Source organism: Streptomyces rubrogriseus (assembly GCF_027947575.1).
GTDB lineage: Bacteria > Actinomycetota > Actinomycetes > Streptomycetales > Streptomycetaceae > Streptomyces > Streptomyces rubrogriseus.
In genome coordinates this window covers 967,970-992,270 of the sequence record NZ_CP116256.1, presented here as the reverse complement: position 1 = coordinate 992,270, position 24,301 = coordinate 967,970, and the positions used below count along the sequence as shown (strand labels likewise).

Here is a 24,301-nt window from a genome sequence, read left to right as displayed (position 1 = left end):
ACACTGATCGTGCAAGACACACACACCAACAGCCTGGGCTGGCTGCTGGACCAGGAACTCGGCAGCGTCGAGGGCGTCCGGTACGCCGTGCTGATGAGCAGCGACGGACTGCTGAAGGCCCGTACCCAGACGATCGGCCAGGACGACGGGGAGAAGTTCGCCGCGCTGACGGCGGCCCTGCGCGCGGCGGGCAAGGCCTGGGACGAGTTCACCGGCGGCGCGGGGATGCGGCAGCTGCTGATCGAGTCGGTCGGCTGCATCGGCCTGACGACGACCGCCGCGAAGAACACCATGCTCTCGGTGTGCACGACCGGCCCCGACGCCGACGTCGGGCTGATCTCGCACCACATGGTGCGGCTCGCCACCCGGGTGGGACACGAGCTGGCCACGGAGGAGCGGGTGCCGGTCGCGGACGGCGGCCGACCGGTATGAGCGGGCCGCGGCGCGATCCCGACATGGTCCGGCCCTACGTCCGCACCCAGGGCCGGATCCGCGCGCGCGAGGACGTGCGCCTGGAGAGCGTGGTCATCGCCGCGACCGGTCCCACGGACACCCTCGGCCCGGACGCCCGCCGGGTGATGCGGCTGTTCGCCGGCGCGGACGGCGGCCTGGCCGTCGCCGACATCGCCGCCGCGCTGGAGCTGCCGCCCTCCACGGTGCGCATCCTCGTCTCCTCGCTGATGGACTCCGGCCACCTCTCCAGCCCGGTCGCCGCGATCGACGACCAGCCCGACTTCGACCTGCTGCAGGAGGTACTCCGTGGACTTCGCTCCCTGGTCTGACGGGGCCGACCGGACCGGCCGGACCGACGAGTCCGCCGGGGCCGAAGGTGCCGACCGGGCCGACCCGCCCGTCACCTACGTCCCGGCCACGGTGACCCGGTCCGCCAAGATCGTGGTCGCGGGCGGCTTCGGCGTCGGCAAGACGACGCTGATCGGCAGCGTCTCGGAGGTGCGGCCGCTGCGCATGGAGGAGCCGATCACGCAGGCCAGCGCCGGTGTGGACGATCTGCGCGGCACCCCGCACAAGACGACGACCACCGTGGCGATGGACTTCGGCCGCATCCACCTGGCCGGCGGCCGGCTCGCGCTGTACCTGTTCGGGCTGCCGGGGCAGTCCCGCTTCCAACCGCTGTGGGAGGACCTGGCCGAGGGCGCCCTCGGCTGCCTCGTCCTGGCCGACACCCGCGACCTGGACGCCTCCCACGACGCCCTCGGTCTGCTGGACGGCGCGGGCATCCCGTACGCCGTCGCCATCAACACCTTCCCCGGGTCCCCGGGTTACCCCGAGGCCGAGCTGCGCGAGGCGCTGGCCCTGGAACCGGCCACGCCGCTGACGTACTGCGACGCCCGTGACCGCACCTCCTCCCTGCACGCCCTGATCACGCTCACGGAGTACCTCTCCGAGCACCGTTCAGCCGCCCTCCTGGAGTCCCGCCGATGACGTTGCCCTCCACCGAGACCGCGCCGACGCAAGGGCCGGGCCGAATCGCCCTGTACGCACCGGAGTTCGCCGCCGACCCGCACGCCGCCTACCGGAGCATGCGCCGCACCCACGGCCCGCTCGTCCCCGTCGACCTGGCGCCCGGCGTCCCCGCGACGCTGGTGATCGGCTACTACCAGGCCCGCCGCATCCTGAACGACCCGCTGCACTTCCCGGCCGACCCGCGCGCCTGGGAGAAGCTGATCCCGGCGACCTGCCCGGTGCGGCCGATGATGGAGTGGCGGCCCAACGCGCTGCGCTCGGGCGGCGCCGAGCACGCCCGCTACCGGTCCGCGAACACCCACGCCATCGACCAGGTGGACCAGCACGGGCTGCGCGCCCTCGTCGAGCAGGTCGCCTCCGACGCCATCGACGGGTTCCGCGCCGCCGGCTCGGCGGACCTGCTCACCCAGTACTCCTTCCCCATCGCCTTCCGGGTGCTGAGCGCCCTGCTCGGCTGCCCGGACGAGATCGGGCAGCGCATCGCCGACGGCATGGCGAAGATCTTCGACACCACCAACGCCGAGCAGGGCAACCTGATCCTCGCCCAGGCCGTGTCCGACCTGGTGACCCTGCGCCGGACCCACCCGGGCGACGACATCACGTCCCGGCTGGCCCTGCACCCCGTCGAGCTGACCGACGAGGAGATGAGCCACCAGCTCGTCACGCTCTACGGCGCCGGGATCGAACCCATGACCAACCTGATCAGCAACACGATCCTGAAGATCCTCACCGACGAGGAGTTCTCCGCGGACCTGCACGCCGGTCTCTCCACGGTGCGCGACGCGCTCGACGCCGTGCTCTACACCGACCCGCCGATGGCGAACTACTGCATCTCCTATCCCCCGTACCCCGTCGACGTGGAGGGCGTGCTGCTGCCGGCCGACCAGCCGGTGGTGATCTCGATGGCGGCCGCGAACAACGACCCGGCCCTCACGGAGGGCGTGCCCCGGGGACAGCACGGCGGCAACCGCGCCCACCTGGCCTGGAGCACCGGTCCGCACACCTGCCCCGCCCGCTCGCACGCCTACCTCATCGCCGAGACCGCGGTCACCCACCTCCTGGACGCGCTCCCCGAGACGGACCTCGCCCGCCCGGCGGCCGAACTGACCTGGCGGCCCGGCCCGTTCCACCGCGCCCTCGAATCCCTGCCCGTCACCTTCCACGCCGCGCAGCCCGCCGCGCACCGAGCCGCACACTAAGGAGCCAGGCCATGGCGACCCAGCAGCCCGCCCTCGTCCTCGACCCCACCGGCGCCGACCACCACACCGAGCACCGCACCCTGCGGGAGGGCGGTCCGGCCACCTGGGTGGACGTCCTCGGGGTGCAGGCCTGGTCGGTCAGCGACCCCGTCCTCCTCAAGCAGCTGCTCACCAGCTCCGACGTCTCCAAGGACGCCCGGGCGCACTGGCCCGCCTTCGGGGAGGTCGTCGGCACCTGGCCGCTGGCCCTGTGGGTGGCGGTGGAGAACATGTTCACCGCGTACGGGCCCAACCACCGCAAGCTGCGCCGGCTGGTGGCGCCCGCCTTCAGCGCCCGTCGCGTCGACGCGATGCGGCCGGCCGTCGAGGCGATGGTGACCGGTCTCGTCGACCGGCTCGCCGAGCTTCCCGCCGGTGAGCCGGTGGACCTCAGGCAGGAGCTGGCCTACCCGCTGCCCATCGCGGTGATCGGTCACCTCATGGGCGTGCCCCAGGACCGGCGCGAGGGCTTCCGCGCCCTCGTGGACGGCGTCTTCGACACCACCCTGGACCAGGCCGAGGCCCAGGCCAACACCGCGCGCCTGTACGAGGTGCTGGACCAGCTCATCGCGGCCAAGCGCGCCACGCCGGGCGACGACATGACCTCCCTGCTCATAGCCGCGCGGGACGACGAGGGGGACGGCGACCGGCTCTCCCCCGAGGAGCTGCGCGACACCCTGCTGCTGATGATCAGCGCCGGGTACGAGACCACCGTCAACGTCATCGACCAGGCGGTGCACACCCTGCTGACCCGCCCCGACCAGCTCGCGCTGGTCCGCAAGGGCGAGGTCACCTGGGCGGACGTGGTGGAGGAGACGCTGCGCCACGAACCGGCGGTCAAGCATCTGCCGCTGCGGTACGCGGTCACCGACATCGCCCTGCCGGACGGGCGGACCATCGCCCGCGGGGAGCCGATCCTCGCCTCGTACGCCGCCGCCAACCGCCATCCGGACTGGCACGAGGACGCCGACACCTTCGACGCGACCCGCACCGTCAAGGAGCACCTGGCCTTCGGTCACGGCGTCCACTTCTGCCTGGGCGCGCCGCTGGCCCGCATGGAGGTGACCCTCGCGCTGGAGAGTCTCTTCGGCCGCTTCCCGGACCTCCGCCTCGCCGATCCGGCCGAGGAGCTGCCGTCCGTGCCCTCCCTGATCAGCAACGGCCACCAGCGGCTCCCGGTCCTGCTGCACGCCGGCTGAGCGGCGGGCGACGGGACCGGGCGGCCGGGGCCGGGTGGCCGGGACTGCTGCCGCGGGGTGCCGGCTTCAGCCGAACATCCCCGGCTCGTAGTCGCCGGCCGGCTGCTGGGTCATGACGTTCAGGCGGTTGTAGGTGTTGATGACGGCGATCAGCCCGACCAGGGCGGTGAGCTGCTCCTCGTCGTAGTGCTCGGCCGCGTTCGCCCAGGCCTCGTCGGTGACGCCGCCGGAGGCGTCGGCGATGCGGGTGCCCTGCTCGGTCAGTTCGAGGGCGGCGCGCTCCGCGTCGGTGAACACCTTGGCCTCCCGCCAGGCGGCGATCAGGTTGAGGCGCAGCGAGGTCTCGCCCGCCTTCGCGGCGTCCTTGGTGTGCATGTCGAGACAGAAGCCGCAGCCGTTGATCTGGCTGGCGCGGATCTTGACCAGCTCCTGGGTCGCGGCCGGCAGCGCCGAGTCGCCCACGGCCTTGCCCGCGGAGTTGATGTGCCGCAGCAGCTTGCCGGCGAGCGGGTTGGCGAACAGGTTGAGACGCGCTTCCATGGTGGATTCCTCCGTCGTTGCCGTGTTGGTCGTACACAGCTACGACGGACGCCGGCGGCGCGATGTGACAGGCCGCGCCACGGCCCGGTTGTGACCTGCGTCTCACCCGTTCGGGGTCGTGCGTTCCAGCAGTCGGCCCAGCGCCCGCGTCACGGCGGCCGGGCGTTCGTCCATCACCCAGTGGCCCGCGTCGTCCAGCATCGTCAGCTCGGCGCGGGGCACCGACCCGGCCAGCCCGGTCGCGATCGCCGGGCTCAGGAACGGGTCCGCGCGGCCCCAGACGACGGCCGTCGGGCAGGTGATGCCGGACAGCCGCCGGTGCAGCTCGGGGCGGGCCGGGGTGCGGTAGTCGCCGAAGTAGTGGAGCAGCCAGCGGCGGCCCTCGGGCGCGGCCATCCAGCCGAGGTAGCCGTCCAGGACGTGGGCGTCGAGGTGGCCGGCGCGGACGAGCGGCGCGAGGGAACGGCGGTGGAGGGCGGCGTACGGCAGGTGCCGGGCCGGGCGGCTGAGCAGGGGGCTGCGTCCGACGAGGCCGAGCAGGCCGAACACGGCGTACCAGCGGCGGGTGAAGGTGCCGTGCGCGCGGGTGTTGAGGAGCGCCAGCCTGCGCACCCGGCCCGGGTGCTGCTGGGTGAAGCCGAGCGAGAGGAAGCCGCCGTAGTCGTGGCCGACCAGGTTCACCGAGTCCAGGTCCAGTGCGTCGAGGAGCCGGCCGACCCGGGCGACCTCCGTGTCGTAGTCGAAGGACAGGTGCAGGGGGCGGTCGGAGGCGCCCCAGCCGAGGAGGTCCGGCGTGATGACCCGGTGCCGGGCCGACAGCGGGGGCACCTGGTGGCGCCAGCACCGGTGGTCGGCGGGGTAGCCGTGCAGGAGGACCACGGGTTCGGCGCCGGGTGGTCCGGACTCCCAGCAGGCGACGCGGGCGCCGTCCACGGTGACCGTCCGGGGGCGGGGCGGGTCGTAGGTGCGGGGGCGCTGCGCGGTCATCGGTCTCCTCCGGGTGCTCGTCTCCCCAACGGAGCGGATACCCGGAAGTGTCGGGATCAGGGCTCGGTGTTCGGCCGAAAGGGGCGGGGATTAGCCTCGGTCCCGACAAGTCGGTACGGCCGGAGCAGGTCCGGCCGCGGTCGGATCGGGAGGCAGACATGGCGAGGGTTCCCAGCGCGGTGGTCGCCGCGGGTGGCCTGGTGGGCGGGTACGGCGTGGCCCGCTGGACGAAGAAGCGGCAGCTCGGCGGGGCCGTGCTCGCCGTCGCCGGGGCCGCCGCCGCGCAGCAGTGGCGGGCCCGGGCCGGCGGGAAGGCCGCGGGTGCGCTGACGGCGGCCTACGTCGCCGGTTTCGCGGGATCGCACCCGCTGGCCAAGAAGGTGGGCGCCTGGCCCGCCGTGTTCGGTGCCGCGGGCGCCGTGGCGCTGGCCTCGTGGGCGGTCGCCGACCGGCGCTCCTGAGCGCGGTGGCGCCGGTCAGGCGTGGTGGGTGAGCACGTTGATCACCCGGCCATTCGGGTCCCGTACGAAGAAGCGGCGCACGCCCCACTCCTCGTCCTGCGGCTCCCGGACGATCTCCGCGCCCGACGCGACCACCTGGGCGTAGACCGCGTCGACGTCCTCGACCTCCACGCTCAGGTCGGGGACGACGGGCGCCGTGCGCTCCTCGGTGAAGAGGCTGATCTGGGCGGTGGGGTTGGACGGGGAGGCCAGGGTGGTCACCCAGCCCATGTCCATGACCTCCTCGAATCCGAGCAGGCCGTAGAACTCGCGGCTCGTGTTCCACTGGCCCTCGGCCTCGACATGGATGTTGGGGACGATTCTGCGGATGCTCATCGGGTCTCCTCGACGTCGGTGCCCCATCGGGCCGGCGTGCGTGACGCTACGCGGTCTTCGCGCCGGGGCCCGCCGTTCCCGGCGTATCCGGTGCCGCCGTCGACAGCGGCTCCGCGATGTCCTCCAGCGAGCGGCGCTCCGCCTTCACCGCCAGGAACGCCGCGACCAGGCCGGCCGCGCACATCAGCCCGGCGCCGATCTGGAAGGCCAGGACCGTGTCGCCGACCACGCCGGACTCGGTCAGGTCGGCGAAGAGCAGCGGGCCGCTGATGCCGCCGGCGGCGGTGCCGAGGGCGTAGAAGAAGGCGATGGCCATGGCGCGGGTCTCCATGGGGAAGATCTCGGAGACCGTCAGGTACGCGCTGGAGGCTCCCGCCGAGGCGAAGAACAGCACCACGCACCAGCAGGCCGTCATGGTCGTCGCCGTGAGCGAGCCCCGGTCGAAGAGCCAGGCGGTGCCGAAGAGCAGGATGCCGGAGAGCAGATAGGTGCTGGAGATCATGATCCGGCGGCCGACGGTGTCGAAGAGGTGGCCGAGCACCAGGGGGCCGCAGAAGTTGCCCGCGGCGATGACGGCGAAATAGTAGCCGGTGCTGCCGGTCGGCACGTCGAAGAAGGTGATGAGGATGGTGCCGAAGCCGAAGGTGATCGCGTTGTACAGGAAGGCCTGGCCGATGAAGAGGGACAGGCCGAGCACCGCGCGGCGCGGGTAGCGGCCGAAGACGGTCTTGGCGATCAGGCCGAAGCCGATGGACTTGCGCTGGTGGATGGTGATCTCGCCGGCCGGCGGCGGCAGCTTCTCGCCCTTCTCCCGCTCGATCTCCCGTTCGACGGAGGAGACGAGGGTGTCCGCCTTCTCGCCCTGGCCGTGGATGAACTGCCAGCGTGGGCTCTCCGGGACGTGCCGCCGCACCAGCAGCACCACCAGGCCCAGGACCACACCGAGGGCGAAGCTGAGCCGCCAGCCGACGTCCTTGGCGAAGATGTCGGTGTCCAGCATGACGATGGACAGCAGGGCGCCGCCGATCGCGCCGAGCCAGTAGCTGCCGTTGATGATGAGGTCGACCCGGCCCCGGTAGTGGGACGGGATCAGCTCGTCGATCGCGGAGTTGATCGCCGCGTACTCGCCGCCGATGCCGAAGCCGGTGAGGAAGCGGAAGAGGAAGAACCACCAGGACTCGAAGGAGACCGCGGTCAGCGCGGTGGCCGCCAGATAGACCACCAGCGTGATCATGAACAGCTTCTTGCGGCCGTGCCGGTCGGTCAGCCAGCCGAAGAACAGGGCACCGGAGCAGGCCCCGGCCACGTACAGGGCGGCGGCCAGGCCGGTGATCTGGGCGGAGCTGATGTCCAGGCCGCTGCCGTCCTCGGCGATGCGTCCGGCGACGTTGCCGACGATCGTGACTTCCAGGCCGTCCAGGATCCAGACGGTGCCGAGGCCGATCACGATCATCCAGTGCCAGCGCGACCAGGGCAGCCGGTCAAGGCGGGCCGGGACGGCCGTGGTGACCGTCCCGGTGGAGGCGGGCACCGAGCCCGACGACGACGCTTCTGCTGTCATGGCACCCCTCCGGCGGCTCTCCGTCGAGCGAACGCCTCACGTGTGCCCGGCGCCGGAGGGAACAAGCCCGCCGAGCCGGGAGGCCGCAGGGCCGCCCGCGGCAGCCCTACGCCCCCAGGATGCGGGAGACCGTGTAGATCAGCAGCCCGGCAAGTGAGCCGACCACCGTGCCGTTGATGCGGATGAACTGGAGGTCGCGGCCGATGTTCGCCTCGATCTTCTTCGTGGTGTGCTCGGCGTCCCAGCCCGCCACGGTGTCGGTGATCAGCGAGGTGATCTCCTTGCGGTAGGTGGTCACCACGTACACCGCGGCGCCCTCCACCCAGCCGTCGACCTTGGCCTGCACCTTGGCGTCGGAGGCCATCCGGGCTCCCAGGGAGAGCAGCGAGGCGCGCACCCTGAGCCGCAGTTCGCTGCGCTCGTCCTCCGCCGCCGAGACGATCATGGACCGTACGGCCGTCCAGGCGGACGCGATCAGATCCTGGACCTCGCCGCGGCCCAGCACCTCGGTCTTCAGCCGCTCCACCCGCGCGCGGGTCTCCGTGTCGGACTGGAGGTCGGCGGCGAAGTCGGTGAGGAAGCGGTCCAGGGCGCCGCGTGCCGGGTGGGCGGGCATGTCGCGCATCTCGGTGACGAAGCGCAGCAGCTCCTTGTAGACCCGGTCGCCGATCTTCCGGTCGACGAACCGGGGGGTCCAGCCGGGCGCCCCGCCCTGTACGGCGTCCATCACGGAGTCGCCGTGCAGGATCAGCCAGTCGTGGGCGCGGGAGACGATCAGGTCGACGGCGCGCTTGTGACCGCCGTCGGAGACGACCCGGTCCAGCATCTTGCCGATGCCGGGGGCGATCTCCTGGGCGTCGGCCCGGCGCGTGATCGCCTCGCCGACCACCGCCTGGACGTCGGAGTCGCGCAGCACGGTCAGGGCGCCGCGCAGGGCGGCGGACAGCTCGGCCGTCACCCGGTCGGCGTGTTCGGGCACGGCGAGCCAGGCGCCGAGACGGCTGCCGATGCCGACGGCGCGCAGCCGCTGGCGCACGACGGCCTCGGAGAGGAAGTTCTCCCCGACGAACTCGCCCAGCGAGACGCCCAGCTGGTCCTTCTTCTTCGGGATGATCGCGGTGTGCGGGATGGGGATGCCGAGCGGATGGCGGAAGAGGGCGGTGACCGCGAACCAGTCGGCGAGCGCGCCGACCATGCCGGCCTCGGCGGCGGCCGACACATAGCCCGCCCAGGCGCCCGCGCCCCGGTGGGCGGCCCACTCGGCCAGGACGTAGACCAGGGCGACGAAGAGCAGCAGGCCGGTGGCGGTGAGCTTCATCCGCCGCACGCCGCGGCGCTTGACCTCGTCGGCGGGGCTGAAGGACGTCATCGCCCGGTCGCGGACCGCGCCGGCACTCCCGGCCGCGCCTCCGGTGTCCGCCCCCGCGGCCTCCCCGGCACCCCCGGAACCACCCGTACCCCCCGCGCCTTCGGGAAGTTCCGCCTTCGTGCGTTCCATCCGCTCCACCGTTCGCTGATACGTCCCTCACACATTGTCCCTTCCTGACCGACTCCCGGAACGGAACACAAGTTCCCGGCGTCTGTCCGGGAGGGGGAACGCCCGCGGCTTCTGCGGCCTTTCCTCCGCCCATGACGCATCATGGGTTCATCGGACCGGAGCCTCGGGGCTCCCCTCGCCCGAGGAGAACAGCACAGCATGACCCGGGGTCGTGACGGGGGTGCGGGGGCGCCCCCCACCAAGCACCGTGCCCTGCTCGCGGCGATCGTCACCCTGATAGTGGCGATCTCCGCGGCCATATACGCCGGAGCGTCCGCGGACGACGGCAGCAGGGACCACGCGTTGCAGGCCGGAGGCCGTCTCCCACGAGGTGACGCCGCCCCCGCGTCCACGGGTGCCTGGGTGGGCGCCTGGGCCACCGCACCGGCCGCGGCCGAGCCGGGCACCGAGACGACCGGCCTGGCGGGCCGCTCCGTGCGCAACGTCGTGCACACCTCGGTCGGCGGCACCGGCGCGCGGATCACCCTCTCGAACCTGTACGGGCAGTCGCCGCTGACCGTCACGCACGCCTCGATCGCCCTGGCCGCCGGCCCCGACACGGCCGCCGCGATCGCCGACACCATGCGCCGGCTCACCTTCGGCGGCAGCGCCCGGGTGATCATCCCGGCGGGCGGCCAGGTGATGAGCGACGCCGCCCGCATCGCCATCCCCTACGGGGCGAACGTCCTGGTCACCACGTACTCCCCCATCCCGTCCGGGCCGGTGACCTACCACCCGCAGGCCCGGCAGACCAGCTACCTGGCCGACGGCGACCGCACGGCGGACGTCACCGCCGTCGCGTACACCACCCCCACGCCGTACTGGCGCTACCTGACCGCCCTCGACGTGCTGAGCCACGAGGCCGACGGCACGGTCGTGGCGTTCGGCGACTCCATCACCGACGGCGCCCGCTCCAAGAGCGACGCCAACCGCCGCTGGACCGACGTCCTCGCCGCGCGCCTGCACGCGGCGGCGGGCGACGGCCGGGACACCCCCCGCTACAGCGTCGTCAACGAGGGCATCAGCGGCAACCGGCTCCTGACCAGCAGGCCGGGGCGGCCGGCCGACAACCCGAGCGGACTGAGCCGGTTCGAACGGGACGTGCTGGAACGCACCAATGTCAAGGCCGTCGTCGTCGTCCTCGGCGTCAACGACGTCCTGAACAGCCCGGAACTGGCCGACCGGGACGGCATCCTCACCGGCCTGCGCACCCTCGTCGACCGGGCGCACGCCCGGGGACTGCGGGTCGTCGGCGCCACGATCACGCCGTTCGGCGGCTACGGCGGCTACACCGAGGCGCGCGAGACGATGCGGCAGGAGGTCAACGAAGAGATCCGCTCCGGCCGGGTCTTCGACGCCGTCGTCGACTTCGACAAGGCCCTGCGCGACCCGTACGACCCGCGCCGGATGCGCTCCGACTACGACAGCGGCGACCACCTGCACCCCGGCGACAAGGGGTACGCGCGCATGGGCGAGGTCATCGACCTGACCGCGCTGAAGGGCGCCGCACCGGTCAAGGCGTAGCGCACCGGCCGGAGCGGAGGGCGGCGCTCAGGTGTCCCGGCGCCGCTCGCGCTCCCGTTCCAGCTCCCGCTCGCGGCCGGCGCCGTGCAGGTCGTGCAGTCCATCCAGGCCGTGGCCGTCGGAGCGGGAGGCGTCCAGCTCCCGTCGGCCCGAGCCGCGCTCCAGCCGCTCCCGCTCGCGTTCCTGGCGGCGCTCCAGCTTCTCCTGGCGGCGCTCCTCCTTCAGCCGCTGCCGCTCGGCCCGCGTCACCTTGCGCTCGACGCCGACGCCGCCCCAGAAGGCGAAGCCCGTCACGACCACGCGCGGGGCGCCCGGGTCCCCGAGCACGCCCTCCTCGCTGTGGTCGAAGCCGCCCATGAAGCCGATGCCGCGCACGACCACCTCGACGCCCGGCGGCACGACCACGTTCATCCCGCCCATGATCGCGACGCAGTTGATCACGACCTCCCCCGCCGCGAAGTCCGCGTCGCGCAGGTCGATCTCCCCGCCGCCCCAGAACGCGAAGCAGTTGAACCGCCTCGGCACCGTCCAGCGCCCCTTGCGCTGGAAGCCGGACATCACGGCGACCGCCCAGGTCGACGAGCCCTCGCCGCCGGTGATCCGCCCCGCCCAGTCCCCGTCCCGCTCGGGCTCCTTGGTCATCGACACCCGGGGCGCCGCGCCCGCCCCGCCGACCGGCAGGTCACGGGTGATCGGCGCCAGGTCCCCGTACGTCCGCGCGCTGTAGGTGGCGTCCAGCCGCTCCTCGAACTCGGCCATGTCCAGGCGTCCCTCGGCGAGGGCGTCGCGCAGGACCTCGGCGACTCGTTCACGGTCGGCGTCGGATGCGCGGAGTTCCGGGGCGTCGTCGGTCATGTACAGCAGCCTACGAGGTCACCGCGCCGGACACTACGCGCCCGCGCGTTCCGCGTACATCTTCGCGATCACCGACTCGATGTCCGGCTCCCGCACCGACAGGTCCACCAGCGGATACCGGGCCGCGATCCCCGCCACCAGCCCGGCCGCCGACTCCGACGCCGGGAACGCCAGCCACTGCCGCGGCCCCTCCACCCGCACCACCCGGGCCGGCTCAGGCGCCTCGATCGGCGGCAACTCCCGTTCCAGGTCCACCACCAGGGTGCGTTCGCTCTCCCCCGCCTCGTGCAGACCCTCCAGCGGTCCGTCGTACATCAGCCGCCCGTGGTCGATGACCATCACGCGCGAGCAGAGCTGCTCGATGTCCTGGAGATCGTGTGTGGTCAGCAGCACCGTCGTGCCGCGCTCGGCGTTCAAGTCCCGCAGGAACCCCCGCACCTTGGCCTTGGACACCACGTCCAGGCCGATCGTCGGCTCGTCCAGGTACAGCACCTCCGGGTCGTGCAGCAGCGCCGCCGCGATGTCGCCGCGCATCCGCTGCCCCAGGGAGAGTTGCCGCACCGGCACGTCGAGCAGCTCCTGGAGCTGGAGGAGTTCGACACAGCGGTCCAGGTTCTCGCGGTAACGGGCGTCCGGGATGCGGTACATGCGGTGCATGAGCCGGTAGGAGTCGATCAGCGGCAGGTCCCACCACAGCGTCGTCCGCTGCCCGAACACCACCCCGATGCGGTGCGCCAGCCGGATCCGCTCCCGGGACGGGTCGATGCCCGCCACCCGCAGCCGGCCGCCGCTCGGCGTCAGGATGCCGGTGAGCATCTTGATCGTCGTCGACTTCCCGGCGCCGTTCGGGCCGATGTAGCCGACCATCTCGCCGCGCGACACCGTGAACGACAGCCCGTCCACCGCCCGCACCTGTCGCCGCTCCCGCTTCAGGAAGCCCGTCTTCTTGCGCACGTCGAAGACCTTCTCGACGCCGTCCAGTTCGATGAAGGCGTCGGCGTCCGCATCCGCCGCGGCGTCCGCCTCCGCCGCAGCCCCCGGTCCCGCCGTGTGCGCCGCGTCAGCCGTCCTCGCCGTCTCCGCCATGTCCGCCCTCTCCATCGGCTCCCTCAGCTCCCCGTACTCCGGTACGAACGCAGGCCCGCCCGCCAGGCCAGCCCCGCCAGTGCACAGCAGGCAGCGGCCGCGAGCGGCGGCGTGAACGCCACCCACCCGGGCAGGTCCAGCGGATACGGCCGCCCCAGCACATAGCTCGCCGGCAGCCAGTTCACGAACGCCAGCGGCAGCACGAACGTCGCCCCGCGCACCAGGTCGAGCGCGAACACGGTCGGCGGGTACTGCAGCATCGTCGTACCGCCGTAGGTGAAGGCGTTGGCCACCTCCGAGGCGTCCTGCGCCGCGAACTGGAACGCCCCCGCCGCCACGAACACCGCGCAGAAGATCCCCGCCCCGCTGACCAGCGCCACCGGCAGCAGCAGCACCTTCGCCGCCGTCCAGTCGATGTCGACGACCACCAGCGCGTACCCGAGCACCAGCAGCCCCTGCACCACCCGGCCGAGCCGGCGCAGCGCGAACCGGTCCGCCGCCACCTGCGCCAGCACCGGCGCCGGACGCACCAGCAGCGTGTCCAGCGTGCCGTCGCGCACCCGGCGGCCCAGCCGTTCCATGGAGCCGATCGCCAGGTCGGCCAGCCCGAACGACACCCCCGACAGCCCGTACAGGAACGCCACCTCGGGCAGCGAGTAGCCGCCCAGCGCGTCCACCCGGGAGAACATCAGCAGGATCGCCACGAAGTCCAGCGCGGTCATCGCGAAGTTCCCGAACGCCGTCAGCACGAAGGACGTCCGGTACGCCATCGTCGACCTGATCCACATCCCGGCGATCAGCCCGTACGCGCGCACCCCCTCGACGACGCGCCCGCGCCGTACCCCCGTCCGGGCCGCCTCGGCCACCTCGGCCACCTCAGCCACCCTGGACCACCACCCGTCGCGTCGCCGCCGACTGCACCAGCCGCCCCAGCGCCAGCAGCGCCACCGCCCAGGACGCCTGGAACAGATACGTCCCCAGCGGATCCGCCTCCCCCAGCAGCACGTCCGCCGGGCCCTGGAGCAGCGACGACCACGGCAGCGCCCGCACCACGTCGCCGAGCGCGCCCGGGAACACGTTCAGCGGCAGCAGCATCCCCGAGCAGAACAGCCCCGCCAACCACGCCATCTGCGTCACCCCGGTGCCGTCGAGCAGCCAGAACGCCGACAGCGCCACCAGATAGCGCAGCGCGAAACCCACCACCATCGCCAGCACCACCGTCACCAGGAACGCCGCCCACACGGACACCTCCCGCGGCAGCGCCACCGGGAAGAACAGCGACCCGAACACGAACGGCACCACCCCGCGGCCCAGCAACTGGAACACCGCCCGCCCCACGTCCGCCGCCAGCCACCACAGCTGAAGATCCACCGGCCGGTACAGATCGACGGCGACATCACCCGTACGGATGCGCTCCATCAACTCGTCCTCGAACCCGCCGCCCCCGATCGCCAGCGCCGCCAGCAGCGCCTGCCCCAGCCACACGAACGTCACGGCCTGCGCCTGGTCGTATCCTCCGAGCTGCGGTTTCTCGTCCCACAGGGCCAGATAGGTGTAAACCAGGATCAAACCGAAGACCGTGTTGGTGAACACCCCGGCGGCGGTGGCCGCCCGATACGTCGCGTACCGTCGGAATCCCCCCGCCGCGACGGCCACGTACAACCGCCCCGAGCCCGCACTCACAGCCCTCCCCCTCCGACCGGCACCAAAGCGCAGGAGCCTAGTGCGCCCCCGGGGGCCCCTGCCACGGAATTTCACGGGTGTGCCGTCGAGTGGGAACGGAACCCGCGGTGCGAGAGTCTTCACCAGAAGAAACTCAGACGTTCCGAAAACCGTACGAAGCGAAGCAGAAGCCGAAACAGGAGTCCGTGCACGAGATGAGCGACGAGCCGCAGCCGCAGCCGCCGAACCAGGGCCGGGCCCCGAGAGAGCCCCAGGCGGCCGGCGAGGGGCAGACGGGGGAACAGGCGACGTCCGGAGCGCCCGCGGAACCCGGGAAGGCGAAGAAGCCCAAGCGGCCCAAGCGCACCGGATGGCGCCGGCTGATCCCGACCTGGCGCATCGTGCTGAGCACCGTCGTCGTCGGCCTGCTGCTGATCGTCGGCGGCTTCTTCCTCGGCTACCACCTCGTGCAGATCCCCGCCGCCAACGCGCTCGCCACCAAGCAGTCCAACGTCTACCTCTACGCCGACGGCAGCGTCCTCGCCCGCGACGGCGAGGTCAACCGCGAGAGCGTCGGCCTCGCCCGCATCTCCAAGGACGCCCAGCACGCCGTCCTCGCCGCCGAGGACCGCGACTTCTACAGCGAGTCCGCCATCGACCCCATGGCGATGGTCCGGGCCGGCTGGAACACCGCCACCGGCAAGGGCAAGCAGTCCGGCTCCACCATCACCCAGCAGTACGTCAAGAACTACTACCTGGCCCAGGACCAGACCGTCACCCGCAAGGTGAAGGAGTTCTTCATCTCGATCAAGCTCGACCGGGAGAAGAGCAAGAGCGAGATCCTCGAGGGCTACCTCAACACCAGCTTCTTCGGCCGCGGCGCCTACGGCATCCAGGCCGCCGCCCAGGCCTACTTCGGCGTCGACGCCAAGGACCTCACCGCCGCCCAGGGCGCCTACCTGGCCTCCCTGCTCAACGCCCCCAGCCAGTACGACGTCGTCGCCCACCCGGAGAACCGGCCCGCCGCCGAGGCCCGCTGGAAGTACGTCATGAACGGCATGGCCGACAAGGGCTGGATCAGCCCCTCCGAACGCGCCGCCGCGAAGTTCCCCAAGCCCAAGCAGTCCACCATCTCCACCAACATGTCCGGACAGCGCGGCTACGTCGTCAACATCGTCAAGAAGTACCTGATCGAGAACGACATCGTCGACGAGGAGGAACTCGGCCGCGGCGGCTACCGCATCACCACCACCCTCCAGAAGGACAAGCAGGACGCCTTCGTCAAGGCCGTCGACGACAAGCTGATGTCCCAGCTCGACAAGAAGGAACGCAAGGTCGACGGCTACGTCCGCGCCGGCGGCGCCTCCGTCGACCCGAAGACCGGCAAGGTCGTCGCCATGTACAACGGCATCGACTACGTCAAGCAGTACACGCCCAACGCCGTCCGCCGTGACTTCCAGGTCGGCTCCACCTTCAAGCCCTTCGTGTTCACGTCCGCCGTGGAGAACCACTCCGAGACGCAGAGCGGGCAGATGATCAACCCCAACACCCGCTACGACGGCACCAGCGAACGCCCCGTCCAGGGCTGGAGCGGCGGCCGCTACGCCCCGGAGAACGAGGACCACCGCGACTACGGCCACGTCACCGTCCGCGAGGCCACCGACAAGTCCATCAACGCCGTGTACGCCCAGATGGCCGTCGACGTCGGCTCCGACAAGGTCAAGCAGACCGCGATCGACCTCGGGCTCTCCCCCGACACCCCCGAGCTGACCCCCTCCCCCTCCATCGCCCTCGGCGTCGCCACCGCCAGCCCCCTCGACATGGCCGAGGCCTACGCGACCCTCGCCAACCACGGCAGGCACAGCACCTACACGCTGGTCGAGAAGGTCACGAAGGACGGCAAGCAGGAGGTCGAGCTGCCCGAGCGGCGCGAGCAGCAGGCCGTCAGCCGCGAGTCCGCCGACACCACCACGTCCGTCCTGCGCAGCGTCGTCCAGAACGGCACCGCCACCGCCGCCCAGGCCGCCGGGCGCCCCGCCGCGGGCAAGACCGGCACCGCCGAGGAGGACACCGCCGCCTGGTTCGCCGGCTACACCCCCGACCTGGCCACCGTCGTCGCCGTCATGGGCCAGGACCCGAAGACCGCCGCCCACAAACCCCTGTACGGCGCCATGGGCCTCGCCCGTATCAACGGCGGCGGCGCCCCCGCCGAGATCTGGAGCCAGTACACCCGCAACGCCCTCAAGGGCGAACCGGTCGCCGACTTCGACCTCCAGCTCCAGGACGGCGCCGACGTCACCGCGCCCCCGAGCAGCGACGCCTCGGACGAACCGGGCGACGGCGACGAGAGCGGCAGCGGCGAGGCCTCCGACGGACCGGGCGACGCCGACGAGGACGGCACCGGCTCCCAGACCCCCGGCGACTCCGACAGCGGCAGCACCCCGCCCGGCGACGACGGCGGCACCGAGTCCGACCCGCCGTCGACCGGCGGCGGCACCCCGTCCACCGGTGGCCCCAGCACCGAGCCGGGCCCCACGGGCGGCGGCGACTCGGGTGGCGACTCGGGCGGCGACGACTCCTCGAACGGCGGCACCGGGCCGGGCGGCGGAGACACCGACGGCGCGGGCGGAGGGGACTCGAACACCGGCTTCCCCGGCATCCCCGTCACGCCCAGGCGTCAGTGACCGGAGGTCGCCTTCAGACCCACCACGGCGACCAGCAGCAGACAGATGAAGAAGATCCGGGCGGCGGTCGCGGGCTCCCCCAGCACCACCATGCCGAGCACCGCCGCCCCGGCCGCACCGATGCCCACCCACACGCCGTAGGCGGTACCGATGGGCAGCGTCCGCGCCGCGTACGACAGCAGCATCATGCTCGCGACGATCCCGGCACCCGTGAACACACTGGGCCACAGCCGGGTGAAACCGTCGGTGTACTTCATCCCGATCGACCAGCCGACCTCGAGCAGACCGGCGACGAACAACAGGACCCACGCCATGACAGGCACCTCCGTGAACGAACTGAACGGTGGTGCGTCGTCTTTGCCTTCAGCCCGGTACGGCGCGTCTCGTCGGGGTGCTTCCCAAGATAGCAAAGGCAGGACAAAGGGGCTGGTGACCTTGATCACCAGCCCCTTGAGTCCGACGTGACCCCGTGATTCAGAGGTACAGCCCGGTGGAGTCCTCCGACCCCTCGAACCGGTCCGCCGCCACGGCGTGCAGATCGCGCTCGCGCATGAGCACGTAACCCACACCCCGCACCTCGACCTCGGCACGGTCCTCCGGGTCGTACAGCACCCGGTCGCCCGGCTCCACGGTCCGTACGTTCTGACCGACCGCGACCACCTCGGCCCAGGCCAGCCGCTTGCCGACGGCCGCCGTCGCGGGGATCAGGATGCCGCCCCCGGAACGCCGCTCGCCCTCACCGGTGTCCTGCCGCACGAGCACGCGGTCGTGCAGCATCCGGATGGGCAGCTTGTCGTCCTGGGGACCGTGCTCGTTTCTCTTGGCGCTCACGCCCTGAACCTACCTGCCCGCGCTCAGCGCTTCCGCCGCCGGGTGCCGCCCAGAGCGAGCAGCCCCACGACCCCGACCACCACCAGCGCGACGGGCACGACCCGCTCCATCCGCGGGGCGCCCTCCTCGTCCACGAACTGCGCCTTCACGTCGCTCACCACTCGATTGACCTGGACGTACGCCCGGCCCAGCGTGTGATCGACACTGGAGGCGACCTTGGCCTTCGCATCGTCGACGATCGTCTTCGGGTGCACCCGCATCCCGAGCTCGTCGAGCGTCTCGGCCAGCACCTCGCGGCGGCGCTTGATGTCCGCCTCGATCTGCGCCGGGGTCCTGATGTCCGACGTGTCCGCCACCGTACGCCTCCGAAGTCCGCTCTGACGCTGTCCCGGACAGTCTGTCAGCTCCGGGCCCCGCCGCACTGTCAGGACCCCCCGTTACGCTGGATCGATGAGCGAGCGACTCCAGCCCGGGGACACGGCCCCCGCCTTCACCCTCCCGGACGCCGACGGCAACGAGGTGTCCCTGTCCGACCACAAGGGCCGCAAGGTCATCGTCTACTTCTACCCTGCCGCGCTTACCCCCGGCTGCACGAAGCAGGCCTGCGACTTCACGGACAACCTGGAGCTGCTGACCGGCGCCGGGTACGACGTGATCGGCATCTCCCCCGACAAGCCGGAGAAGCTGGCCAAGTTCCGCGAGGCCGAGTCCCTGAAGGTCACCCTCCTGGCCGACCCGGACAAGAAGGCCCTCGACGCGTACGGCGCCTTCGGCGAGAAGAAGAACTACGGCCGCACCTACATGGGCGTCATCCGCTCCACCATCGTCGTCGACGAGGAGGGCAAGGTCGAACGCGCCCTGTACAACGTCCGCGCCACCGGCCACGTGGCCAAGATCATCAAGGACCTCGGCATCTGAAGTCCCCTTCGGCGGGCCCGTACCGGACCTTTCCGGTACGGGCCCTTCCGCATGCCGTACGTGACTGTCCGATAACCGGTTCGTTACTCCGTACGAGGCCACGAACGCGTGGCCGGAAACGGAGGGGATCCGATGGTGGCGAGCGCGTACAGCCGGGAGCGGCTGACGGAGGCGGCTCAGGAGTCGGGGACGTTGTCGGAGGCGTTGGTGCGGCTGGGGGTGGATCCGAAGAGCTGGAAGCGGCGGTACATCCTCGATCGGATGAGGAAACTGGGGGTGGATGTCTCGCACTTCAGGCGCGAGGGTGCGAAGTGGACACGGGAGATCCTGGAACCCGTGGTCGCCGAGTCGGTGAGCGTCAATGACGTACTACGTCGACTCGGACTGGACCCGGTGGGAGGGCACCACACAAACATCTCCCGGCGCATCAGGGCCTACGGCATCGACACATCGCACTTCACGTCGGCGGTCCGCACCGAACGGCAGCGCCACAACCAGCGACGCCGGGCCCCTGAGGAAATTTTCATCGAGGACACGTCAGCCCGCGCCAGGCGTATTCCGGGCAGCCGACTAAAGAGGGCACTGCGCGAACTCGGCATGGAAGAGCGCTGCGCGCTCTGCGGTATCGAGGCAGTGTGGCTCGGGGAACCACTCCCCCTCGAGGTCGACCACATCGACGGCAACTGGCGAAACAACCGGATCGAGAATCTTCGGTTGCTCTGCCCGAACTGCCACTCCACGACGGACACATACCGGGGCCGCAGCAAGGGGCGCGCCGCGTGACCACGGGCACGCAGTACACGGGTGAGCGAATGGCCGAAGCCGCGGCCCGGTGTTCGGACATCGACGAGGTCATCGCCTTCTTCGGCACCCAGCCCTACCGCAATCTCCGTCGCTATCTGTACAAGCGCTTCGAGCACTTTGACATCGACATCTCGCACTTCCCCCGCCGGGGACGGGGCAAAGCCCAGTGCCCGAGGCCAACCGTTGATGAGCTACGAGGAGCGGTGGCGGGAGCGATTTCCATCGCAGGTGCCCTAGATGCCTTGGGCAAACCGAGCAACGGCCGGTCTCGCAGGCTGTTTCACCAGTGGGTCGCAGAGGACGGCATCGACACGTCCCACTTTCTTGGGCAGGCACATCAGCGAGGCAGGGCAAGCTCAACGGCCAAGTGCGCCGAGGACATCCTGATCCGGCGGGACGGCGGTCAACGAACCAAAACCTCCCTGTTACGCCGCGCGCTTCGCGAAGTCGGTGTTGACGAGAAGTGCGCCAGGTGCGGAGTCGCCCCGGAGTGGCTCGGTAGACCCATGACACTAGAGGTCGACCACATCAACGGGGACTGGCACGACAACCGACGAGCAAACCTGCGCTTGCTCTGTCCCAACTGCCACGCGATCACCAGCACCTGGTGCAGGGGAGGGCGACGAATCACGCACCTCGCCCAGTAGAGTAGCCATCGCTGCGGGCCCGTACCCCAGCTGGCCAAGAGGGCGCCGGTTTAGGTCCGGTGTGTCGTGGGTTCGAGTCCCACCGGGCCCACAGGGCGACGGAGCCCCGTACCTTCGATTCGATGGTGCGGGGCCCTGTCGCACAGTCACCCCAACAGCTCCCGCACCACCGGCACCAGCGCCCGGAACGCCTTGCCGCGGTGGCTGATCGCGTTCTTTTCCGCCGCCGTCAGTTCCGCGCAGGTGCGGGTCTCGCCGTCCGGCTGGAGGATCGGGTCGTAGCCGAAGCCGCCCGTGCCGGCCGGGGCGTGGCGGAGGGTGCCCTTCAGTTGGCCCTCGACCACTCGCTCCGTGCCGTCGGGCAGGGCGAGAGCCGCCGCGCAGGCGAAGTACGCGCCCCGGTGTTCGTCGGCGATGTCGCCGATCTGGGCCAACAACAGGTCCAGGTTGGCCTGGTCGTCGCCGTGGCGGCCGGCCCAGCGGGCGGAGAAGATGCCGGGGGCGCCGTTCAGGACGTCGACGCAGAGGCCGGAGTCGTCGGCGACGGCGGGCAGGCCGGTGGCCTGGGCGAGGGCGTGGGCCTTGAGGAGGGCGTTCTCGGCGAAGGTGACGCCGGTTTCCTTGACGTCGGGGATGTGCGGGTAGGCGTCCGCGCCGACGAGGTCGTGCGGCAGGCCCGCGTCGGCGAGGATGGCCCTCAGTTCGGTGATCTTCCCGGCGTTGCGGGTGGCGAGGATGAGGCGGGTCATGGGGTCAGTATTCCGGACCCCCCGCCCGGCCGGACCGAGCCCTCCCCTACGGCGTGCAGACCTTCGTCAGTTCGCCCGCGGCGTCGGTGACGGGGCTGAGGTCGGGGGTCTCGTCGCCGTTCTCGACCGAGGTGCGGACGTTGTCGACTGCCTTGCCGAGGTCGTCGACGGCCTGGTTGACGTCGGTGTTGTCGGTCTGGTCGCCGATCTTGTCGAGGTTCTTGTCGATGGAGTTGAGGGATTCCTCCCACTGGGTGGGGTCGTCCGCGTTCTCCACGGCCTGCTGGAGTTCGGTGACGCTGTCGGCTATCGCGTCGGCCGTGCGTACGCAGTCGAGCGCCTTGTCGACGGCGTCGCAGCCGGTGGTGAGGCCGGCCGTCAGGGCGATGGTCGCCACGGTGGCGACGGCGGTGACGGTGCGGCGAAGGCGGCGGTGGCGGCTCGCGGCCATGGGTCTCGGTCCTCCCCTTGGGACAGGGCCGGGCGGCCCGTGTGCGGTGCGGCGTCGGGCGTACGGCAAGGTCTGCCGTACGCCCGTGGTGCTGTACTGCTAGGGACGCGCCCGCGGGCGGCCCAGTTGCCTGCCGTTGGCGTTCCCTTTACTCGCTTTACCTTTCGAGGGCCGCGTCGAGTGCCTTGCGCTGGAGGTCGGCGAGTTCCGTGCAGCCGGCGGTGGCGAGGTCGAGCAGGGTGTTGAGCTCGTCGCGGGCGAAGGGCTCGGCCTCGGCGGTGCCCTGGACCTCGACGAAGCGGCCGTCGCCGGTGCAGACGACGTTCATGTCGGTGTCGGCGCGGACGTCTTCCTCGTAGCGCAGGTCGAGGAGCGGGGTGCCGTCGACGATGCCGACGGAGACGGCGGAGACGGTGCCGGTGAGGGGCTTGCGGTTGGCCTTGATCAGCTTCCGGCCCTGGGCCCAGGCGACGGCGTCGGCGAGGGCGACGTAGGCGCCGGTGATGGCGGCGGTGCGGGTGCCGCCGTCGGCCTGGAGGACGTCGCAGTCCAGGACGACGGTGTTCTCGCCGAGTGCCTTGTAGTCGATGACGGCGCGCAGGGACCGGCCGATGAGGCGGCTGATCTCGTGGGTGCGGCCGCCGATGCGGCCCTTGACGGACTCGCGGTCGCCGCGGGTGTTGGTGGCGCGGGGAAGCATGGCGTACTCGGCGGTGACCCAGCCTTCGCCGCTGCCCTTGCGCCAGCGGGGGACGCCTTCGGTGACGGAGGCGTTGCAGAGGACCTTGGTGTCGCCGAAGGAGACGAGGACGGAGCCTTCGGCGTGCTTGCTCCAGCCGCGTTCGATGGTGACGGGGCGGAGCTGCTGGGGGGTGCGGCCGTCGATTCGTGACATGCGGGTGAGCCTAGCGGCCCATGGGGAAGGGGCCCGTCCCGGAGTGGGAAAGGCCCCTTGCCGGTGAGCCGGTGGCTCACATCATGTCTTCGATGTCCGCGGCGATCGGGTCGGCGTCGGTGCCGATGACGACCTGGATGGCGGTGCCCATCTTGACGACGCCGTGGGCGCCGGCGGCCTTGAGGGCGGCATCGTCGACCTTGGAAGCGTCCTTGACCTCGGTGCGGAGGCGGGTGATGCAGCCTTCGACCTCGTCGATGTTGTCGATGCCGCCGAGGCCGGCGACGATCTTCTCAGCCTTGCTGGCCATGTTCGTTCTCCCTGATCCGGACCGCTTTGTCGCAGTAACCCACAGTTGGCCCATCTTCGCGAGCGGTCATGCGGTGCGTACCGAATGATGGCGTCACGACGGCGGTGCCGTCTGTCAACTGGTCTACACCAGTGTACCGGCGACCGGATGGAGACCGGATGAGTGCCGACAGCGCGGTCAGCCCCGCTCGCGCCCGTTGGAACACGGCGTTCCAAGGGTTGCAGAAGATGGGTCGCTCTCTTCAGTTGCCCATCGCGGTCCTGCCCGCGGCCGGCATTCTCAACCGGCTGGGGCAGCCGGACGTGTTCGGGGACGACGGCCTGGGCTGGACGAACGTCTCGAAGGTGATGACGGGCGCGGGCGGCGCGCTGCTCGACGGGTCGCTGGGGCTGCCGCTGCTGTTCTGTGTGGGCGTGGCCATCGGGATGGCGAAGAAGGCGGACGGTTCGACGGCGCTCGCGGCGGTGGCGGGGTTCCTCGTCTACTACAACGTGCTGCGGCAGTTTCCGGAGGACTGTCCGGAGGGGTCGAAGGTGGTCCCGCAGATCGGTTGCCAGGTGACCGACGGTTCGGGCGAGGTGACGGCGTTCGTCTTCCAGAATCCGGGGGTGTTCGGCGGCATCGTGATGGGGTTGCTGACGGCGTACTTCTGGCAGCGTTTCCACCGGACGAGGCTGGTGGACTGGCTGGGCTTCTTCAACGGCCGCCGGCTGGTGCCGATCATCATGGCGTTCGTGGCGATCGTGTTCGCGGCGCTGTGCCTGTGGGTGTGGCCGCCGATCGGTGACGCGCTGGAGAGCTTCAGCGACTGGCTGAACGGGATCGGCGCGTGGGGCGCGGGGGTGTTCGGGCTGGCGAACCGGGCGTTGCTGGTGATCGGTCTGCACCAGTTCCTGAACGTGCCGATGTGGTTCCAGTTCGGTTCGTACACGAAGCCGGACGGCACGGTGGTGCACGGCGACATCAACATGTTCCTGGCGGGCGACCCGGACGCGGGGCAGTTCACGACCGGCTTCTTCCCGATCATGATGTTCGCGCTGCCGGCGGCGGCGCTGGCGATCACGCACTGTGCGAAGCCGCACCGGCGCAAGGAGGTCGGTGGCCTGATGCTGTCGGTGGGGCTGACCTCGTTCGTGACGGGGATCACGGAGCCGCTGGAGTACTCGTTCCTGTTCATCGCTCCCCTCTTGTACGCGGCGCACGCGGTGCTGACGGGTGTGTCGATGGCGGTGACGTGGGCGCTGGGGGTCAAGGACGGGTTCAGCTTCTCGGCGGGGTTGATCGACTACGTCATCAACTGGAACCTGGCGACCAAGCCGTGGGTGATCATTCCGATCGGGCTGTGTTTCGCGGTGGTGTACTACGTGGTCTTCCGGTTTGCGATCACGAAGTTCGATCTGAAGACCCCGGGGCGGGAACCGGAGGAAGAGGTGGAGGACGTCACCAAGGTGTAGACCTCTCCCGTTCCTCACGTACCCTTTGAGGGTGGTCTCGCGAAGGCC

The 24,301-nt window shown here is 71.0% G+C and carries 28 protein-coding genes, 1 tRNA gene and 1 riboswitch; of the genes, 13 read left to right on the top strand and 16 right to left on the bottom strand.

Features of this window, described 5'->3' with window-relative positions; all coding sequences use genetic code 11:
* Positions 1–9 precede the first annotated feature (9 nt).
* The 5 genes from Sru02f_RS04315 to Sru02f_RS04295 all read left to right on the top strand — a co-directional run bounded on the left by Sru02f_RS04315 (position 10) and on the right by Sru02f_RS04295 (position 3,922).
* Complete coding sequence (locus Sru02f_RS04315; RefSeq protein WP_011028644.1) at positions 10–432, top strand: roadblock/LC7 domain-containing protein; 423 nt, start codon at positions 10–12, stop codon at positions 430–432.
* A complete protein-coding gene (locus Sru02f_RS04310; RefSeq protein ID WP_087809117.1) occupies positions 429–782 on the top strand; it encodes a DUF742 domain-containing protein in 354 nt (117 codons plus the stop codon). The genes Sru02f_RS04315 and Sru02f_RS04310 overlap by 4 nt, the downstream gene beginning before the upstream one ends.
* A gap of 112 nt (positions 783–894) precedes the next feature.
* A complete protein-coding gene (locus Sru02f_RS04305; RefSeq protein WP_109033076.1) occupies positions 895–1,443 on the top strand; it encodes a GTP-binding protein in 549 nt (182 codons plus the stop codon).
* The gene (locus Sru02f_RS04300; RefSeq protein ID WP_109032704.1) at positions 1,440–2,684 is read left to right on the top strand and encodes a cytochrome P450; all 1,245 of its coding nucleotides are present in this window, start codon (positions 1,440–1,442) and stop codon (positions 2,682–2,684) included. Before Sru02f_RS04305 ends, Sru02f_RS04300 begins: the two co-directional genes overlap by 4 nt.
* An 11-nt stretch (positions 2,685–2,695) precedes the next feature.
* Positions 2,696–3,922, top strand: a complete 1,227-nt coding sequence (locus tag Sru02f_RS04295) for a cytochrome P450 family protein (protein ID WP_109032703.1) — start codon at positions 2,696–2,698, stop codon at positions 3,920–3,922.
* Between the two features lie 66 nt (positions 3,923–3,988).
* Here the strand turns inward: Sru02f_RS04295 and Sru02f_RS04290 are convergent, their stop codons facing one another.
* Together Sru02f_RS04290 and Sru02f_RS04285 are read right to left on the bottom strand one after the other, a co-directional pair.
* A complete protein-coding gene (locus Sru02f_RS04290; RefSeq protein ID WP_109032702.1) occupies positions 3,989–4,462 on the bottom strand; it encodes a carboxymuconolactone decarboxylase family protein in 474 nt (157 codons plus the stop codon).
* Between the two features lie 102 nt (positions 4,463–4,564).
* Positions 4,565–5,449: an alpha/beta fold hydrolase gene (locus Sru02f_RS04285; RefSeq protein ID WP_109032701.1), complete on the bottom strand. Its 885-nt coding sequence runs from the start codon at positions 5,447–5,449 to the stop codon at positions 4,565–4,567.
* Positions 5,450–5,607: 158 nt separating this feature from the next.
* Here Sru02f_RS04285 and Sru02f_RS04280 point away from each other — a divergent pair, with 158 nt between their 5' ends.
* On the top strand, positions 5,608–5,910 hold the full coding sequence (locus Sru02f_RS04280; RefSeq protein ID WP_109032700.1) for a hypothetical protein: 303 nt from the start codon (positions 5,608–5,610) through the stop codon (positions 5,908–5,910).
* A 15-nt stretch (positions 5,911–5,925) separates the two neighbouring features.
* Here Sru02f_RS04280 and Sru02f_RS04275 read toward each other — a convergent pair whose 3' ends face one another.
* The 3 genes from Sru02f_RS04275 to Sru02f_RS04265 all read right to left on the bottom strand — a co-directional run bounded on the left by Sru02f_RS04275 (position 5,926) and on the right by Sru02f_RS04265 (position 9,344).
* On the bottom strand, positions 5,926–6,285 hold the full coding sequence (locus Sru02f_RS04275) for a VOC family protein (RefSeq protein ID WP_003975921.1): 360 nt from the start codon (positions 6,283–6,285) through the stop codon (positions 5,926–5,928).
* A gap of 46 nt (positions 6,286–6,331) precedes the next feature.
* Positions 6,332–7,846: an MFS transporter gene (locus tag Sru02f_RS04270; RefSeq protein WP_109032699.1), complete on the bottom strand. Its 1,515-nt coding sequence runs from the start codon at positions 7,844–7,846 to the stop codon at positions 6,332–6,334.
* 106 nt (positions 7,847–7,952) lie between these two features.
* Positions 7,953–9,344, bottom strand: coding sequence for a DUF445 domain-containing protein (locus tag Sru02f_RS04265; RefSeq protein WP_109032698.1), 1,392 nt, complete (start codon positions 9,342–9,344; stop codon positions 7,953–7,955).
* 198 nt (positions 9,345–9,542) lie between these two features.
* Here Sru02f_RS04265 and Sru02f_RS04260 point away from each other — a divergent pair, with 198 nt between their 5' ends.
* The gene (locus tag Sru02f_RS04260; protein WP_109032697.1) at positions 9,543–10,907 is read left to right on the top strand and encodes an SGNH/GDSL hydrolase family protein; all 1,365 of its coding nucleotides are present in this window, start codon (positions 9,543–9,545) and stop codon (positions 10,905–10,907) included.
* Positions 10,908–10,934: 27 nt separating this feature from the next.
* Here Sru02f_RS04260 and Sru02f_RS04255 read toward each other — a convergent pair whose 3' ends face one another.
* The 4 genes from Sru02f_RS04255 to Sru02f_RS04240 are packed head-to-tail and all read right to left on the bottom strand — an operon-like array spanning position 10,935 to position 14,531.
* Positions 10,935–11,762 carry a DUF1707 SHOCT-like domain-containing protein gene (locus Sru02f_RS04255; protein ID WP_109032696.1) on the bottom strand — a complete coding sequence of 276 codons (828 nt, stop codon included), beginning with the start codon at positions 11,760–11,762 and terminating at the stop codon, positions 10,935–10,937.
* A 33-nt stretch (positions 11,763–11,795) separates the two neighbouring features.
* Positions 11,796–12,848: an ABC transporter ATP-binding protein gene (locus Sru02f_RS04250; protein WP_244941883.1), complete on the bottom strand. Its 1,053-nt coding sequence runs from the start codon at positions 12,846–12,848 to the stop codon at positions 11,796–11,798.
* Positions 12,849–12,871: 23 nt separating this feature from the next.
* Positions 12,872–13,723: an ABC transporter permease gene (locus Sru02f_RS04245; RefSeq protein ID WP_244941895.1), complete on the bottom strand. Its 852-nt coding sequence runs from the start codon at positions 13,721–13,723 to the stop codon at positions 12,872–12,874.
* Between the two features lies 1 nt (position 13,724).
* The gene (locus tag Sru02f_RS04240; RefSeq protein WP_109032693.1) at positions 13,725–14,531 is read right to left on the bottom strand and encodes an ABC transporter permease; all 807 of its coding nucleotides are present in this window, start codon (positions 14,529–14,531) and stop codon (positions 13,725–13,727) included.
* A gap of 194 nt (positions 14,532–14,725) precedes the next feature.
* Here Sru02f_RS04240 and Sru02f_RS04235 point away from each other — a divergent pair, with 194 nt between their 5' ends.
* Complete coding sequence (locus Sru02f_RS04235; protein ID WP_174855121.1) at positions 14,726–17,194, top strand: transglycosylase domain-containing protein; 2,469 nt, start codon at positions 14,726–14,728, stop codon at positions 17,192–17,194.
* On the opposite strand, the gene Sru02f_RS04230 is transcribed toward Sru02f_RS04235, so the two are convergent.
* The 3 genes from Sru02f_RS04230 to Sru02f_RS04220 form a co-directional block, all read right to left on the bottom strand.
* The gene (locus Sru02f_RS04230) at positions 17,188–17,508 is read right to left on the bottom strand and encodes a DMT family transporter (protein WP_003975912.1); all 321 of its coding nucleotides are present in this window, start codon (positions 17,506–17,508) and stop codon (positions 17,188–17,190) included. The two genes, Sru02f_RS04235 and Sru02f_RS04230, sit on opposite strands and share 7 nt — an antisense overlap.
* Before the next feature lie 31 nt (positions 17,509–17,539).
* Positions 17,540–17,607, bottom strand: a riboswitch (guanidine-III (ykkC-III) riboswitch).
* A gap of 61 nt (positions 17,608–17,668) precedes the next feature.
* Entirely contained in the window at positions 17,669–18,025 is a 357-nt protein-coding gene (locus Sru02f_RS04225; protein WP_003975911.1) for a GroES family chaperonin, read from the bottom strand.
* A 23-nt stretch (positions 18,026–18,048) separates the two neighbouring features.
* Positions 18,049–18,381 carry a DUF3618 domain-containing protein gene (locus Sru02f_RS04220; RefSeq protein ID WP_109032692.1) on the bottom strand — a complete coding sequence of 111 codons (333 nt, stop codon included), beginning with the start codon at positions 18,379–18,381 and terminating at the stop codon, positions 18,049–18,051.
* Positions 18,382–18,475: 94 nt separating this feature from the next.
* On the opposite strand from Sru02f_RS04220, the gene bcp reads away from it, so the two are divergent.
* The 4 genes from bcp to Sru02f_RS04200 all read left to right on the top strand — a co-directional run bounded on the left by bcp (position 18,476) and on the right by Sru02f_RS04200 (position 20,485).
* On the top strand, positions 18,476–18,943 hold the full coding sequence (gene bcp / locus Sru02f_RS04215; protein ID WP_109032691.1) for a thioredoxin-dependent thiol peroxidase: 468 nt from the start codon (positions 18,476–18,478) through the stop codon (positions 18,941–18,943).
* Between the two features lie 132 nt (positions 18,944–19,075).
* Complete coding sequence (locus tag Sru02f_RS04210) at positions 19,076–19,726, top strand: HNH endonuclease signature motif containing protein (RefSeq protein ID WP_109032690.1); 651 nt, start codon at positions 19,076–19,078, stop codon at positions 19,724–19,726.
* On the top strand, positions 19,723–20,394 hold the full coding sequence (locus Sru02f_RS04205; RefSeq protein WP_167469620.1) for an HNH endonuclease signature motif containing protein: 672 nt from the start codon (positions 19,723–19,725) through the stop codon (positions 20,392–20,394). The genes Sru02f_RS04210 and Sru02f_RS04205 overlap by 4 nt, the downstream gene beginning before the upstream one ends.
* A 15-nt stretch (positions 20,395–20,409) precedes the next feature.
* Positions 20,410–20,485 (top strand) — tRNA-Leu (locus Sru02f_RS04200).
* 55 nt (positions 20,486–20,540) lie between these two features.
* Here the strand turns inward: Sru02f_RS04200 and rdgB are convergent.
* The 4 genes from rdgB to Sru02f_RS04180 all read right to left on the bottom strand — a co-directional run bounded on the left by rdgB (position 20,541) and on the right by Sru02f_RS04180 (position 22,799).
* Positions 20,541–21,143, bottom strand: coding sequence for an RdgB/HAM1 family non-canonical purine NTP pyrophosphatase (rdgB, locus tag Sru02f_RS04195; protein ID WP_109032689.1), 603 nt, complete (start codon positions 21,141–21,143; stop codon positions 20,541–20,543).
* Between the two features lie 46 nt (positions 21,144–21,189).
* Entirely contained in the window at positions 21,190–21,594 is a 405-nt protein-coding gene (locus tag Sru02f_RS04190) for a hypothetical protein (RefSeq protein WP_109032688.1), read from the bottom strand.
* A gap of 157 nt (positions 21,595–21,751) precedes the next feature.
* Positions 21,752–22,489 carry a ribonuclease PH gene (gene rph / locus Sru02f_RS04185; RefSeq protein ID WP_109032687.1) on the bottom strand — a complete coding sequence of 246 codons (738 nt, stop codon included), beginning with the start codon at positions 22,487–22,489 and terminating at the stop codon, positions 21,752–21,754.
* A gap of 76 nt (positions 22,490–22,565) precedes the next feature.
* Complete coding sequence (locus tag Sru02f_RS04180; RefSeq protein WP_109032686.1) at positions 22,566–22,799, bottom strand: glucose PTS transporter subunit EIIB; 234 nt, start codon at positions 22,797–22,799, stop codon at positions 22,566–22,568.
* A gap of 158 nt (positions 22,800–22,957) precedes the next feature.
* Here Sru02f_RS04180 and Sru02f_RS04175 point away from each other — a divergent pair, with 158 nt between their 5' ends.
* Positions 22,958–24,253: a PTS transporter subunit EIIC gene (locus tag Sru02f_RS04175; RefSeq protein ID WP_109032685.1), complete on the top strand. Its 1,296-nt coding sequence runs from the start codon at positions 22,958–22,960 to the stop codon at positions 24,251–24,253.
* The last annotated feature ends 48 nt before the right edge of the window (positions 24,254–24,301 follow it).

Coding starts and splice junctions, on each gene's coding strand:
- Sru02f_RS04210 (WP_109032690.1), top strand. CDS start 19,076: ATGGTGGCGAGCGCGTACAGCCGGGAGCGGCTGACGGAGGCGGCTCAG.
- Sru02f_RS04260 (WP_109032697.1), top strand. CDS start 9,543: ATGACCCGGGGTCGTGACGGGGGTGCGGGGGCGCCCCCCACCAAGCAC.
- Sru02f_RS04310 (WP_087809117.1), top strand. CDS start 429: ATGAGCGGGCCGCGGCGCGATCCCGACATGGTCCGGCCCTACGTCCGC.
- Sru02f_RS04280 (WP_109032700.1), top strand. CDS start 5,608: ATGGCGAGGGTTCCCAGCGCGGTGGTCGCCGCGGGTGGCCTGGTGGGC.
- Sru02f_RS04190 (WP_109032688.1), bottom strand. CDS start 21,594: ATGGCCGCGAGCCGCCACCGCCGCCTTCGCCGCACCGTCACCGCCGTC.
- Sru02f_RS04180 (WP_109032686.1), bottom strand. CDS start 22,799: ATGGCCAGCAAGGCTGAGAAGATCGTCGCCGGCCTCGGCGGCATCGAC.
- Sru02f_RS04255 (WP_109032696.1), bottom strand. CDS start 11,762: ATGACCGACGACGCCCCGGAACTCCGCGCATCCGACGCCGACCGTGAA.
- bcp (WP_109032691.1), top strand. CDS start 18,476: ATGAGCGAGCGACTCCAGCCCGGGGACACGGCCCCCGCCTTCACCCTC.
- rdgB (WP_109032689.1), bottom strand. CDS start 21,143: ATGACCCGCCTCATCCTCGCCACCCGCAACGCCGGGAAGATCACCGAA.
- Sru02f_RS04265 (WP_109032698.1), bottom strand. CDS start 9,344: ATGGAACGCACGAAGGCGGAACTTCCCGAAGGCGCGGGGGGTACGGGT.
- Sru02f_RS04275 (WP_003975921.1), bottom strand. CDS start 6,285: ATGAGCATCCGCAGAATCGTCCCCAACATCCATGTCGAGGCCGAGGGC.
- rph (WP_109032687.1), bottom strand. CDS start 22,489: ATGTCACGAATCGACGGCCGCACCCCCCAGCAGCTCCGCCCCGTCACC.
- Sru02f_RS04175 (WP_109032685.1), top strand. CDS start 22,958: ATGAGTGCCGACAGCGCGGTCAGCCCCGCTCGCGCCCGTTGGAACACG.
- Sru02f_RS04285 (WP_109032701.1), bottom strand. CDS start 5,449: ATGACCGCGCAGCGCCCCCGCACCTACGACCCGCCCCGCCCCCGGACG.
- Sru02f_RS04230 (WP_003975912.1), bottom strand. CDS start 17,508: ATGGCGTGGGTCCTGTTGTTCGTCGCCGGTCTGCTCGAGGTCGGCTGG.
- Sru02f_RS04295 (WP_109032703.1), top strand. CDS start 2,696: ATGGCGACCCAGCAGCCCGCCCTCGTCCTCGACCCCACCGGCGCCGAC.
- Sru02f_RS04250 (WP_244941883.1), bottom strand. CDS start 12,848: ATGGCGGAGACGGCGAGGACGGCTGACGCGGCGCACACGGCGGGACCG.
- Sru02f_RS04290 (WP_109032702.1), bottom strand. CDS start 4,462: ATGGAAGCGCGTCTCAACCTGTTCGCCAACCCGCTCGCCGGCAAGCTG.
- Sru02f_RS04235 (WP_174855121.1), top strand. CDS start 14,726: ATGAGCGACGAGCCGCAGCCGCAGCCGCCGAACCAGGGCCGGGCCCCG.
- Sru02f_RS04270 (WP_109032699.1), bottom strand. CDS start 7,846: ATGACAGCAGAAGCGTCGTCGTCGGGCTCGGTGCCCGCCTCCACCGGG.
- Sru02f_RS04300 (WP_109032704.1), top strand. CDS start 1,440: ATGACGTTGCCCTCCACCGAGACCGCGCCGACGCAAGGGCCGGGCCGA.